At 56.4% G+C, this 12378-nt stretch carries 14 protein-coding genes and 3 tRNA genes; 13 read left to right on the top strand and 4 right to left on the bottom strand.

Annotated features, from left to right (window positions below; all coding sequences use genetic code 11):
* From BCUN_RS10780 to BCUN_RS12030, 4 genes are all read right to left on the bottom strand, one after another.
* The coding region (locus BCUN_RS10780) for an IS607 family transposase (protein ID WP_034258683.1) at window positions 1-457 on the bottom strand (457 nt) is incomplete at its 3' end.
* Window positions 458-677: 220 nt separating this feature from the next.
* On the bottom strand, window positions 678-1115 hold the full coding sequence (locus tag BCUN_RS11700) for a hypothetical protein (protein ID WP_152598142.1): 438 nt from the start codon (window positions 1113-1115) through the stop codon (window positions 678-680).
* Window positions 1116-1220: 105 nt separating this feature from the next.
* A complete protein-coding gene (locus BCUN_RS10770; RefSeq protein ID WP_034258726.1) occupies window positions 1221-1508 on the bottom strand; it encodes a hypothetical protein in 288 nt (95 codons plus the stop codon).
* Window positions 1509-1944: 436 nt separating this feature from the next.
* The gene (locus BCUN_RS12030; protein WP_081895682.1) at window positions 1945-2139 is read right to left on the bottom strand and encodes a helix-turn-helix transcriptional regulator; all 195 of its coding nucleotides are present in this window, start codon (window positions 2137-2139) and stop codon (window positions 1945-1947) included.
* Between the two features lie 724 nt (window positions 2140-2863).
* Between BCUN_RS12030 and BCUN_RS10765 the strand changes: the two genes are divergently transcribed.
* From BCUN_RS10765 to BCUN_RS10710, 13 genes are all read left to right on the top strand, one after another.
* Window positions 2864-3097, top strand: a complete 234-nt coding sequence (locus tag BCUN_RS10765) for a hypothetical protein (RefSeq protein ID WP_033516786.1) — start codon at window positions 2864-2866, stop codon at window positions 3095-3097.
* Between the two features lie 94 nt (window positions 3098-3191).
* A tRNA-Leu gene (locus tag BCUN_RS10760) sits at window positions 3192-3265 on the top strand.
* Window positions 3266-3317: 52 nt separating this feature from the next.
* A tRNA-Gln gene (locus BCUN_RS12510) sits at window positions 3318-3388 on the top strand.
* Between the two features lie 215 nt (window positions 3389-3603).
* Window positions 3604-3674 (top strand) — tRNA-Trp (locus tag BCUN_RS10755).
* Between the two features lie 118 nt (window positions 3675-3792).
* The gene (locus BCUN_RS13015) at window positions 3793-4122 is read left to right on the top strand and encodes an HNH endonuclease (RefSeq protein WP_033516789.1); all 330 of its coding nucleotides are present in this window, start codon (window positions 3793-3795) and stop codon (window positions 4120-4122) included.
* Window positions 4123-4566: 444 nt separating this feature from the next.
* A complete protein-coding gene (locus BCUN_RS13060; RefSeq protein WP_476559208.1) occupies window positions 4567-5046 on the top strand; it encodes a phage terminase small subunit in 480 nt (159 codons plus the stop codon).
* Window positions 5047-5070: 24 nt separating this feature from the next.
* On the top strand, window positions 5071-6966 hold the full coding sequence (locus BCUN_RS10740; RefSeq protein WP_033516792.1) for a hypothetical protein: 1896 nt from the start codon (window positions 5071-5073) through the stop codon (window positions 6964-6966).
* 15 nt (window positions 6967-6981) lie between these two features.
* A complete protein-coding gene (locus tag BCUN_RS10735; RefSeq protein ID WP_033516794.1) occupies window positions 6982-8553 on the top strand; it encodes a phage portal protein in 1572 nt (523 codons plus the stop codon).
* A 2-nt stretch (window positions 8554-8555) separates the two neighbouring features.
* The gene (locus BCUN_RS10730; RefSeq protein WP_051921060.1) at window positions 8556-9632 is read left to right on the top strand and encodes a hypothetical protein; all 1077 of its coding nucleotides are present in this window, start codon (window positions 8556-8558) and stop codon (window positions 9630-9632) included.
* Window positions 9633-9670: 38 nt separating this feature from the next.
* Window positions 9671-10252, top strand: coding sequence for a hypothetical protein (locus tag BCUN_RS10725; protein ID WP_034258723.1), 582 nt, complete (start codon window positions 9671-9673; stop codon window positions 10250-10252).
* Between the two features lie 21 nt (window positions 10253-10273).
* Window positions 10274-10780, top strand: a complete 507-nt coding sequence (locus BCUN_RS11690) for a hypothetical protein (protein ID WP_051921059.1) — start codon at window positions 10274-10276, stop codon at window positions 10778-10780.
* A 72-nt stretch (window positions 10781-10852) separates the two neighbouring features.
* On the top strand, window positions 10853-11917 hold the full coding sequence (locus BCUN_RS10715; protein ID WP_033516798.1) for a major capsid protein: 1065 nt from the start codon (window positions 10853-10855) through the stop codon (window positions 11915-11917).
* Window positions 11918-11932: 15 nt separating this feature from the next.
* The gene (locus tag BCUN_RS10710; protein ID WP_033516800.1) at window positions 11933-12370 is read left to right on the top strand and encodes a hypothetical protein; all 438 of its coding nucleotides are present in this window, start codon (window positions 11933-11935) and stop codon (window positions 12368-12370) included.
* The last annotated feature ends 8 nt before the right edge of the window (window positions 12371-12378 follow it).

Raw genomic sequence — 12378 nt, 5'->3', positions numbered from 1 at the left:
GGTCGCTTGTATCGTCCTGCGCCTCGTTGGCGACGACCACGTTTCTGCCCTGCCGGGCGAGCAGGACGCGGAACCATTCGAACCCGACACGGGTCAACCGGTCCTTGTGTTCCACGACCAAGGTGCCCCATTCGTCGGATTCCAGCAGGCGCGTGAGCTTGACCCTATGGTCGTTGACGCCGGAACCGACTTCCTTGACGACCTTGACGACCCGGTACCCGGCGGCATTGGCGAATGCGGCCATGCGCTCGGCCTGACGCTCCAAGTCCTCTTTCTGCCGGTTCGTGGACACGCGCGCATACACGGCCGCGTTCCTCAGGTTCTCGACCTTCGGGTCCGGCACGACCACGTGCCCCGTCCCGTCCAAGTATGCGCCGGGAATACGCCCCTTCTTCCACCGCAGGTACGCACCCTTGTAGGTGATACCCTCATTGCGCGCATACTGGGATAATTTCATGGTACCCAGTATACCATAAATAGGTCAGAACATGATAGAATCAGAAAATAGTTACAACACGTCATCATGCTGAATCAGGTCCCACAGGTCCGTATTATCAAAAATCTTGTTTTCCATTTGTGTCATCTCCTAGATGTTGGACTGCGTTGCAGTCGAATTTCTGCTGACACCAATAGTTTAACACAAACGTGAAACTGTTGGTGTCGGCGTGTCGATAAAATCAGCGAGTCAGCCGGAACACAACGGGAACAAAATCATACCCGCCCTTTGCCGTCTCATGCACCCGCCACACGGCAGACCCCGCGTCAAACAAGTACAAGTACTCAATGTCGCCGTCGGCGCAGTTAAAATCAACGTACTCGCCACGCCCCTCAACCTCATCGGCCGGGACATCGTCGTCGCGCCACCCCTTGTAAGACAAGCACTTGGCGCTCAGCTCCTCCTCAGTCATCTCACGGCCGAAAGCGTCATACTCCTCCCGCGTAAACGACACAGGTTCGCGGCCCAGAGAGCTCAGCGCCCCCAGCTTCATGACCGCCTCAACGCGCTCAACCGTCTTGTAATTTTCCACCAGGATACGGCCCACCCCTTCCGGGTAGCCGTCATTATGACAGTAGACGCTCCTAATGGTCCCGTCAGCGTACTCGATACCGATCATACAGCGCGTGCTCATAACAATCTCCCTAAACCTGCACGATTATTTTTCCCGGCAGCCCGCCGGAGGGGGAGTGGCTACTATCGCCGCCAACTCACGGCCGAAAACCTAGTCGGCAGTAAACCAACCGTCCTCACGGTAGGAACAAAAAGCCCTAGCCGACGCCGAAGCCGCCATGAACTCAGTCAACCCGGCAAAACTCTCCACGCGCCAACCAAACGAATCATGTTTCGCCAGCACATCGGAAACCGACATGCCGTTAACCTGCCGAACCGTGCGGAACAAACGGAACATGAAAGCGATAAAACATGATGGCGTTTCATTCACCACGTCCAGCCGAAGCGCATCCACGCGGCCATCGGCACGAACCAAGCCCAACAACACCGTTTCAACCACCCCGTAGTTTCCACGCGTCCGACACGAGGGGTCCCGCTCTATGCGGCTCCATGCCACATGTGCCTCATGCCCCTCGGCCATGACCTCGCGGGAGGTCTCGCGCCAGTGAGCACGGGGAGTGTGTCGGTTGCTGGTGATGGCTACGACTGTAGACATTTTTTGATCCTCCAGTTTGCACGTCAGCCCCCATGCTGATACACTGAGAGGGCTGACAAAATGGGTAAATTTTCGAAGCACCATCCCCCAGAGGCTGCAACCTCTGGGGGAATTTTGTAGGAGATGGCATCCGCCCGAGTGGGCGGGAAAAATCGGGGATGCCATGAGCGTACCACACCACGACGCGGTGGGCGTGACTCCGGCGTGTCGTCCCCATTTTCGTGCGCCAGTGGCACTACGACGTGCCCAGGGCTCAACCCTCTAGCGCCGACGACTGTGGCTAGTCGTCTAGTAGCCGTCGTAGGTCTCTCACGTGCAGGGCGTCGGCTAGTCGTATCGCTGTATCTAGACTCATGTTGCGCGGGTCTCGCGCTCCGCGTTCCCAGTCGGCTATGCGCACGTGAGACACGTCGCACCGATTAGCTAGCTCCCGTTGTGTGAGGCCGCGTGCGGCCCGTAAATCCTTCAGACTCATGATGGCCTCCGTCCCGTGTAGGTCTAGTTTAGCCGAGTCTGAGAGTCAGCGGACGCCGCTCGCATATCCATGAGTCTCACCATGGGCGCCGCCGCGTATCTGTATCGGGGTTTCACTCTTCAATTCTCAAGCGTCCCAAGCGTTTCGTGCTTGATGGCTATCACTATACAGGCTACCCAGCTGGTTAGCAAGCGTACGGCGTGTCGCGTTGAAAATAAAGGGATTCCATGCGGTCGCGCCAACACGGCACATGCATGTCCAGGGCCGCGGCACCGAAACATGAGCCGACGCGGCGCAGGGTTGCGCACGGCAGCCGTATGGTGTACACGCGCGCGGCCGCGTCACGCGCGGCCGCGTCGCACGGCCGCATCACACGCACGCGCGGCCACGCCGCACACCCAGGACGCCGACGACGGGACCAACCCGAGGCAGGGGAGGGTACCCCCGGGGTCAAAGGAAGGCCGCAGGGGTGTCTGGTTCTGCCCGTGAATGTGGTCCGGGACTTTTTGAAATTGCCGTAACAGAGTGCTTGGAATCGTTGGTATTTCAACGTTTTGCTGCAACGCTGAGTGCAACGCGGGGTGCAACACTCGGTGCAACAGCGGGTGCAACGCTTGCTGCAACACGGTTGGTGTGTAAGATACCTTGTAGGTATCGTGCAGCGTGGCACGCCAACTGATTATTTTCGTACCCAATACCCGAGTGCTCCAGGAGCTGATGCGTCATGGCCGTTGATCGTACCGAGCAGATTGTGACCGTGAGCGTGAAGTTCTGTGCGGGTAACCGTGAGGAGCCGCTTGGTGAGGTCGAGGTCCCGTTTCCGTTTCGGCTGGGACCAGTGACTAAGGGTGCCGACGCGAACGATACCGCATATGTTCCGTTGATTCCTGATTCGGAGGGTTTTCGTGCTCGTTTGGTGCGTGCGTTGGAGGCTTTCAGTGCAGTGTTCAATGGGTAGGTTTGGCTGCGCGTAGGGGCGTGCGTGGTCGGCGGTTTCTTTTTCCTTTTCCTTCCGCTAACATGGTCCTCGTCGTGGCTGTGAGGCCACGGTTGCTCTGGTAGCCCAATGGGTAGAGGCGACGCACTCAAAATGCGTTCAGTGCGGGTTCAAGTCCCGCCCGGAGTACTTACCGGCGCGTAGCCCTGCCACATTCAGGGCTTGCTTATAAGGCGTGCCGGAGCTGGTGGTGTAGTGGCAGCACGCCAACCTCTGTGGTTGGAGGGACGGGTTCGATTCCCGAACAGTTCACAGGGAGGCTCCCGGATGCCGCTTGCAACGGTGGGAGTGCCGCGTGGGGTTTTGCAAGGCCCGCGATGTGACTCGTCCGTCAGCCCTTGGTTGGGTGACAATTCCCTCGGCGGCGAATGGAAGGTACGGTCTGGCGTTTCGGCGTCGCAAGATCAAACGAGAGGGTTCCATCCTGCGGGATGGATAAGGCAGCATCCGGTTCGTTGCTGCCGTTTGCGTTGGTGGTGCAGTGGTAGCACGACAGTCTCCAAAACTGTAGACGGAGGTTCGATTCCTCCTCAACGTGCTGGGTGATGCGATGTACGGTCACTAGGCGCTCTGAGTGCGTTGATGACTGAAAACCATAAGAGAATCGGGTTTGACTGTTTTCCGTGTCGCCTTATTACGTGTGAGGGGTGCGCCTGATGCCTTGGTCTTCATCGAATCGTAAGAAGCGGTTTAATAAGGGTTGGGTGAAGACCCGGGCGAAGATTCTGGAGCGTGACCATCATATGTGCCAGTGGCCGGTGTCCGATGAGAACGGGTTCCCGGCTGGCGTGTGTGGCGCTCCGGCGAATGAGGTGGACCATATCGTGCATAACATGGTGCGGGATGACGATGACCCGCATAATCTGCGTGCCTTGTGTCATTACCATCATGTGCAGAAGACTGCTGCCGAGTCGGCGGAAGGCCGTGTGAAGGCTTCGCGGAGGAGGAATGCTGCCAAGTTCTATGAGCATCCCGCTTTCCGATGAGTTGCAGTGTGGATGGGTGCAGCCGTGACGTGTGTGCTTCCGGCTTGTGTAGGAAGCATTATGACATGGTGCGCTATCACGGGAAGATCGTGAGGCCGGTGCAGCGTAAGAAGCTGTGTTTTGTGTGCGGCACGTGGATGGATGTGGGCGACAGGCCTAAGGATTTTTGTTCCGCCCGGTGTCGCATGCGATATATGCGTTTGCGGCGTCGTGGTGGCGTGTTGCCTACTCGTGGCCGGAACAGGGTGATTTCTTCTGACGACGTGTTTGACCGGGTGCCGGAGGAGCCGGTGCCGATGGTGGAGAAGTTCACGAATCGGGATGTGTGGGCTGCGTCGAATGGTTTCTGTGTTGAGTGTGGCGGTGAGGTTGCCGAGGGTGACGTGATTGGGTCTGGCTGGCTGTTGCCTTTGGAGGCTGGCGGCTTGCCGGTGTTGGCTAATCGTGTGCTGTTGCATCCGGGGTGTCGGGCTAAGTGGGAAGCGAGGTCTCCGATTGGCAGGTCAAGGAAGGCGCGCAAGCAAGGTCACGGGTGAGACACTGAAGTGGGATGGGATTGTTCGAGGTCCGGAGTTTCCGGCGTTGAGGCCGGATGGTAAGGAGTGGTTGACGTCGTGGGGGCCGGAAGAATACTATGAGCGGATTCGTAGGAGCCCCCAGGCGTTGAAGTTGGGGACTGATCTTGACTGGGATAGTGTGCTTGATTTGGTTTTTTGCAAGGACCAGTTGTATCGCAGGTTTAGTGTTCAGTTGGCTGCGGAGGTTAGGGCTCGGGAGAATGCGCTGGGTGTGGGCCCGTTGGCGCGGCATGCGTTGAAGTGGGATACGCCGGACCCGGACCAGATGGCTGCGGGTGGTGGTGCTGTGGTGAATGATGTGAATGCTGAGCATTTGGTGGATTTGAGGGGTGCGATTCTCGGATAGGGGATGATTGCGGGGTGATGGGTTGTGCATGATGTCATCCCGCAGTTGTCTCGTGAGCAGAAGGCCCGTTCTATGGGCTGGTTTGCGGTGTGGTGGATTGAGTCGTTTTGTGTGATTGGTTCGCCGCCTGTTGAGACTGAGCCGATGGTGTTTACGCCGGAGTATGCCGAGTTCCTGGTGAATTGTTACGCATTGGACCGGCATGGGCGGCGTCTGTTTGATCGTGTGTTTTTGAGTCGGCCGAAGGGTTCCAACAAGAGTGGTTTGGCGGGGCTGATTGCGTTGTTTGAGTCGTTGGCGCCGTGCCGGTTTGACCATTGGGCTGAGGCTGGGGAGTCGTACATGTTTCTTGGCCGCACGTACCGTTACCAAGCGGGTGAGCCGGTTGGGCGCCTGATTCAAGGCTCCAGGGTTGCTCTTGCTGCTAACAGTGAGGACCAGACGGGCAACGTGTACGACGTGATCTACGTGAATTGTACGGATGGGCCTCTTGCGCAGTTGCGTGGCGTGGGCATGGATGTGGGGCAGACCCGTATCATCCTGCCCGAGGAGTGTGGCGGCGGTGAAATTCGGCCTGCCACGTCGGGGGCGGCGTCGCGTGATGGTGGTTTGCAGACGTGGATTGAGTTGGACGAGTCCCACCTGTTCCAGGGGCGTGCGAAGGGTATGGCCCGCACTCTGATTCGTAACGGGTCGAAGCGTAAGCGTGACGCTGAGCCGTGGGTGTTGGAGACGACGACCATGTATCAGCCGGGTTTGAACTCTTTGGCTGAGGACACGTACCGGACGGCGTGGAGTATTGCCGAGGGCAAGACGAAGCATGACCAGCGTACTTTGTTCGATCATCGTTATGCGGTGTTGAGCGTGGATGATATTGCGGACGAGAAGAAGCTGACTCATGCGCTCATGGAGTCGCATGGGTCGGTGGCGTTGTCCAAGGATGGGAAGGACCATCTGATTCTTCCTGACGGTCGGATTACGACGGTGGTTCCCGGTACCGGCCGCGACGAGTATGGTAATTCGTTGGCGACGCCGGGGGTGGAGCCGGGCCCGTCGAAGTACGGGTGGGTGGATTTGGATGGTCCGAAGAACCTGATTCTCAACGCGGGCACTGACCCTGCTGAGGCTATCCGCTACTATTTGAACTCGCTTACGAGTGCGGCGGATGCGTGGGTTCCCGAGTCTGACATTCAAACGCACCTGTTTGGCCGTGAACTGTATGACCAGGCGGCGGACGCGCGTGCGGTGATGGACGTGTGGAAGCAGGTCATCAAACCGGACGAGGAGATTACGCTTGGGTTCGATGGTTCCGTGTCGGATGATTCGACCGCGCTGGTGGGGTGCCGTGTCCGTGACGGCTTGCTGTTCCTGGTGAAGCTGTTGGCGAAACCGGATGGTGCGGAGAATGCGCATTGGACGGTGGACCGTGATGCGTTCGATGGTGCCGTCCGGTACATGATGGAGCACTACAACGTGGTTGGCATGTTCGCTGATACCGCGTTCTGGGAGCCGTACATTGCCGCTTGGGAACAGGATTATGAGGGTCAGCTGCGGGTGTCTCCGCGTGGCAACCGTGGCAAGATTCGGTTCCCGATGAACGGGTTCCAACGGGACGTGTACGACACTTTGGTCACGATGGAAACGAACTTCAAATATGAGTGGAAGCCCGTTGCCCGTCATGCCGAACCGATACGGCAGCAGATAGCGCTCCTTGCTGACCCTCGTCTCGTGGACCATTTTCGTAATGCTCGACGCCGTGAGAAACGGTTCGGCTACCTGGTGTTCAAGGAAACACCGAACTCGCCGAACAAGATCGATGCGATGATGGCTGGCCTGTTGGCATACGCGGCCAGGAACAAGTATCTGGCGGATGGCGAGGAAGAGGAAGTCCTGTACCGGCCCATTCGCGTGTACGGGTAATCGGAGGTGGCTTGGATGGCTGATTTCAATAACATCATTTCCGGCGCTGCCGATGATGATATGGACGCCTACTGGATTAGTGTTCTTGCACAGCGTCTGGTGGACCGTATTCCTCAATTGTGTAAGCTGCGTACGTTCTACGATGGTCAGGAAATTATTCCCACCAGCATGATTCCTGACGGTACGAGCGATAACAGCACCGTGATCTATGAGCGGTTCCGTGAAATGGGTGCCGTGAATTATGCGCGTATTATCGTGAACTCGATTAGTTCCCGTCAGAAGCCTATTGGCTTCCGTATGGTCGGGGAGAACTCTGCGCGCAATACGGATGCGGATACCGCTTGGTTCGATAATCGCATGGACTTGAAGGCGCGGCAGATGATGCATGATGTCGCCCTGTATGGGTCCGGATACCTGATGGTGACAGATAGTATTGCCCCTAATCGTGTTGATGTATTGTCACCTTGGACTACGGCAGTTTCAGATGATGGAGATTCTGCTGTTATCTATTCCTATGATGCCTTCAACGGCGTAGAACAGTTTTCTTTGTACCGGGCAGAACGGGATGATGATGGCACCGTGTCGAACATACAGGTTCGACATGCAACACGTGCTACGAATGGGCGTAGCATCATGTCGGAGAGCGATTCAACCGAAATCTATAAATTGTGTAATGACCCACAAGCTACTATACCTACAATTCCCACTGATTTTTCATGGGATAGCGAGGGCGACGGCAAGGATACAGATTTTGCAAAAAACTGCAATTCTATTCCTGTTGTACGTGTTGGCTCTGGTGATGGTATGGGCCAGTTTGAGCCGCATCTTCGTATCCTCATGTCGTTGGATCAGGAACGGTTCGACCGTTTCTGCGTGCAGGTGATGCAGGCGTTCCGTCAGCGTGCGGTCAAGGGCAAGATTCCAACCGTGTACGTGGACGGTGACCCTGAAGTCGTCGCCGGTACCAAGAAGGTTGGCGACCATATCGACTATTCAGACACGTTCTCTCTTGGCCCCGGCATGTTGTGGACGCTGCCGGAGGGAGCTGAGATTTGGGAAAGCGCGGTCACTGACATTACGCCATGGGTGACTGCCGCGACGAACGATGTCAAGCAGTTGGCGGCGGCTACTGGGTTGCCGTTGGACATTCTCAGCCCGGATGTGCAGGGTTCCGCTTCTGGTGCGGATTTGAAGCGTGAAGGCCTGATTTTCAACGTTACTGATTTGAATGCCAGGGCGAACGACGGGTTTGTTCTTGCCATGCGCATGGCGATGGTTGCGAATGGTGACAGTTCTGCGGTAGACCAGCGTTTTGAGACGGTTTGGGCGCCTATCATGCATGATTCTGATTTGAACACGGCTCAGGCGGCGAACTATGTGCAGGAGATTCTTCCTGCGAAGACGATCATGCGTAAGTATCTGCATATGACGGAGACGGAGATTGCCGAGGCGATGCAGGATATGAACGATGCTTCGTTCACGGCACAGGTCACCACGAACCAGGCACAGGCTGAGTCGCAGTCTACTGGGTTCGATGAGTCGGCTTCTACTGGGGATAATGCGGTTCTGGTTGACGTGGAGGAGTAGCCATGACACCTTCCTCTGATTCGTTGCAGGATGCGTACCAGTCCCAACGGGACCAGTTGACGAAATCTTTCGTGAAGCAGTCGTGGGATGTGTGGAAGACCTTGACTCCGGCTGACTGGTGGAATGGTGCCGTCACGATCGGTGTCAGCGCGAAACTTGCCCCGGCATATGAGAGCTTCATCGAGGCGGCCCGTCGTTTGGGTGTGAGTTATGCGGATTCGGTGTTGCAAAACGCTGGCATGTCTCCTGGCGGTGAACCGTTGGATGGGTTCATTGTGACTCGTGCGAATACGACTCCGCTGGAGGTGTTGGAGCGGCCCGCATTGGCGTATCGTCATGCGGCTGTGCAGATGCCGCAGTTGCGTCCGGTGTCGTGGGATGAACTGTCTGGTACTGATTTGGCTACGGTTGCTTCGTGGCTTCAATCTGGTTTGGACCGTTTGCGGACGATTGCCACTACCGACATGACGTTGGCGAGTAATGCTGCCGCTACGGAGCGATGGGCGCGTAGTGGCGTGAATGATTACATTCGAGTCCCCCACCCTGAACTGTCTGATACTGGTACGTGTGGCCTGTGTATTGCTGCGGCTACCCGCATTTACCATACGCGCGATCTGATGCCGTTGCATTCCAACTGCAAGTGTGGTGTCACGGTCTTGACCAATGACAATGACCCGGAACGCAATAAGAATGCGTATCGGCAATTGCTGGACAGTCTGTATGAGGATGCTGGCGGCAAGACGAACCTTGACCTTATGTCAATTAAGGTCCAAACCGTCACGAACAGTGAAATCGGGCCGGTTCTTACGGCCGAGGGTGCCGCATATAGCACTGGAGACGGCACGTATAGCACTCCCGACTTGGCGATGACCAACAGTCAGATGAAACGTATCCTGTCGCACTATCGGAAGATGGCGGACGCTTACAAGCGTATCCTTGCCGACCATTCCGCCCGCGTGGAAGTGCAACTCGACCATAGGAAGTATGAACTGCATTACGACTACCACGTAAGACAGGCGCTGAACTGGTACGAGTCCTACATTCGTTTGCTCACCAATCGTTTCTCGTTGGCGAGTTGACAAAACACAAACATATTGATCCTGAAGAGGAGATGATTATGGACGAGGAAAACACCAAGACCGAGCCTGATATGGGCAACGTTGAGGAGACTACCGAGTCGAAGGCCACGCCGGATAACGGCATGGACGAGCTGGCTCACTGGAAAGCCATGGCGCGCAAGCACGAGGACCGTGCAAAAGCGAGCTACAAGGACTTGCAGGACGCCAACAAGCAGCTGGAAGCGGCCAACGAGAAGAACACTGAGTTGCAGTCTTCGCTGGACGCTGCCAACATGACCATTGCCCGCATGGAAATCAAGCAGGAACACCCCCAGATTACCGACGACATGATTCAGAAGCTGGCGCCAACAGGTTTGAACGCTGAACAGCTTAAAGAATGGGCCAAGACTGCCGCAGGGTTCTTCCCTTCCTCGAATCCGGAGGAAACTCCTACGAATGAGACGGAAGAGCCACAACCTCCTAAGAAGGCTCCTTCCCTTTCCGACGTTGCTCGCGCCTCTCACAACATGGAAGGTCGCTATATCGGCGCGGGGGGTACTGCTGAGGATGGCGAAAAGCTGGCTGCTCAGTATCTTGCGAAGTTCCGGCGTAATCTCCAGCGCAATGGTGACGACAAGTAATTTTCTAGGAAGGAATGACACATGGTGAACATGGTCAAGGATCGCGGCACTATTCGTGTCGAGGACGATCAGTCGTGGCGTTTCGGTGAGCAGCCTGCTGGTTTTACCAGTGTGGTGCTTGACCTGACCACGTTTGAGAACGCGACGGATGAGTTGAAGAAGAAGTACCTGACTGGTGTTGGCGAGACGAATACCGCCTACATTCGTTCCGGTATTCCGCTGGCTCGTATCACGTCCGGCGATAATGCGGGCAAGTTCGGCCCGTATGACCCGAAGGCGACCGATGGCCGTAATGGTCGTATCGATGGTCTCCTGGAGTCCAATGTCGAGGTGACTGTTGGTTTCAACGGTTGGGACGCGGAGATCGAAACGGTCGGTATGCGTTACCGTGGCGACATCATTGTCGCCAATCTGCCCATTGAGGTTGGTTCGGATGCTACTTGGGGCGGTGACTTCATGGCTGTTGACCCTGAAACCGGTGTCACGTCCAAGCTTGGTGCCGCTGCTGCCACGAAGGCGTCTGACTGACGTTTTTCGAGTTCTTAAGGATTCTTATACCCGCCTTTTTGGCGGGTTTTTGTTTGAAGGAAGGTGTAGGGCATGAGTGCTCTTGAAACTACCATCATGACCCCGGCTGAAGCTTCGGCCATGGTGGATAATGTGTTCAAGTCCGTGAACAGTGCTTTGCCGTTCTCCAGCGTGTTCCCGTTGGTAGACAATGATGGCAAGGAAAACGTGACCTGGACCCCGAACCAGCCTCTTGAGCTGGTGGACATGGTTGATTTCCGTGGCTGGGATGCCGAGGTCGGCTACGGTAAGTCCGTTAGTCAGACTGGTGAGAAGCTGGCGCCCCTGATGCCGTTGGGTAAGCGCATGCACGTGTCTGAGCGTGACATCATCGGTCACGTGAACGATAAGTCGTGGCTGCGTGAACGCTTCTCCGACTATTTCGGCAGGCTCGCCACTGAGGTTGCCGTCCGTATGGAGATGCTGCGCGTTTCCGCATTGGTCAACGCCAAGTTCGATGTGAATATCAACGGTCAGAAGGTTCCCTATGATTTCGGCCGTGACGCTACTTTGAGTGGTGTCAAGCCTACGAAGAACTGGGGTACCAAGACTTCTACCCCGGTGGATGATATCAAGGCTTGGCGTAACCTCCTGGTTGCCGTCAACGGTGTGCTTCCCGAGGCGGTCATCACCACTCGCAAGGTGATGGATACTCTCGCCACGAACGCGCAGATCATCCAGTTGGCTACCAAGACCAACGAGACGACCATGCCGACCATGGTGTCCGACAATGATGTGCGTAACGTGCTGGAATCCTACTGCGGTTTGACTGAGATTCGTCTGATTGACGAGGCTTACAAGTCGTTCCAGACTACTTATGCCATGCGTCTGCCGTCGTTCGTGAATACGCTGCTGCCTGAGGGAACATTCCTGATGTTCTCCAGCTTCAACGATTCCGCGCTTGGCGCCACGTTCGTTGGTCCGACCGGCGAGGCTGAGAGCGCCGAGTACGGTTTGAACAAGTCCGTGAACACGGGTCTTGTGGGTGCTGTCCTGTCTGATACTGCGCCGTTGCGTTATGACACCTACATTACCGGTACCATGATGCCGATTCTGGTGCAGTCCAACAACACGTTCCAGGCTTCCGTCTTGGGCTAGTAGGACGGTGGGCTGATGGCTGGTTTCAATCCTGAACAGGAGGACTGGCTGGAGCACATGCGCCTGTACGCTGGCAACACTCGTGAAGTGTTCGATAATCGGTTGGATGACAAGTGGATTAAGGGGCATTGCCTGACTGCGTGCGATATCGCGTTCCAGGAGTGCCCTTCCGCTGAGGTTTTCCTTGAGTCCGGCAAGCTTCCCAAGAGGGTGTTTTGCTATGTGGTGTGCTGCATGGTGCTACGTGTGGCACGTTGGACACGGGTCAAAACCGAGTCGAATGGTGCGTTCCAACGCACTGACCAGACGATGGAGACGAATCAGCCGGGTTGGGAGATCAGCCCGGATTTGATGGTGACTTCCAAGGAGCGCTCTTTGCTGAACTGTGAACCGAAGGGGCGTAGCGCGTTCGGGTCGGTCAGCATGGGGTTGAATCGTGTCTACGGAATGTAGGTGATGGT

Origin of the sequence: Bifidobacterium cuniculi (assembly GCF_000741575.1) — a bacterium.
GTDB lineage: Bacteria > Actinomycetota > Actinomycetes > Actinomycetales > Bifidobacteriaceae > Bifidobacterium > Bifidobacterium cuniculi.
This window is presented reverse-complemented; position numbering and strand designations above follow the sequence as displayed.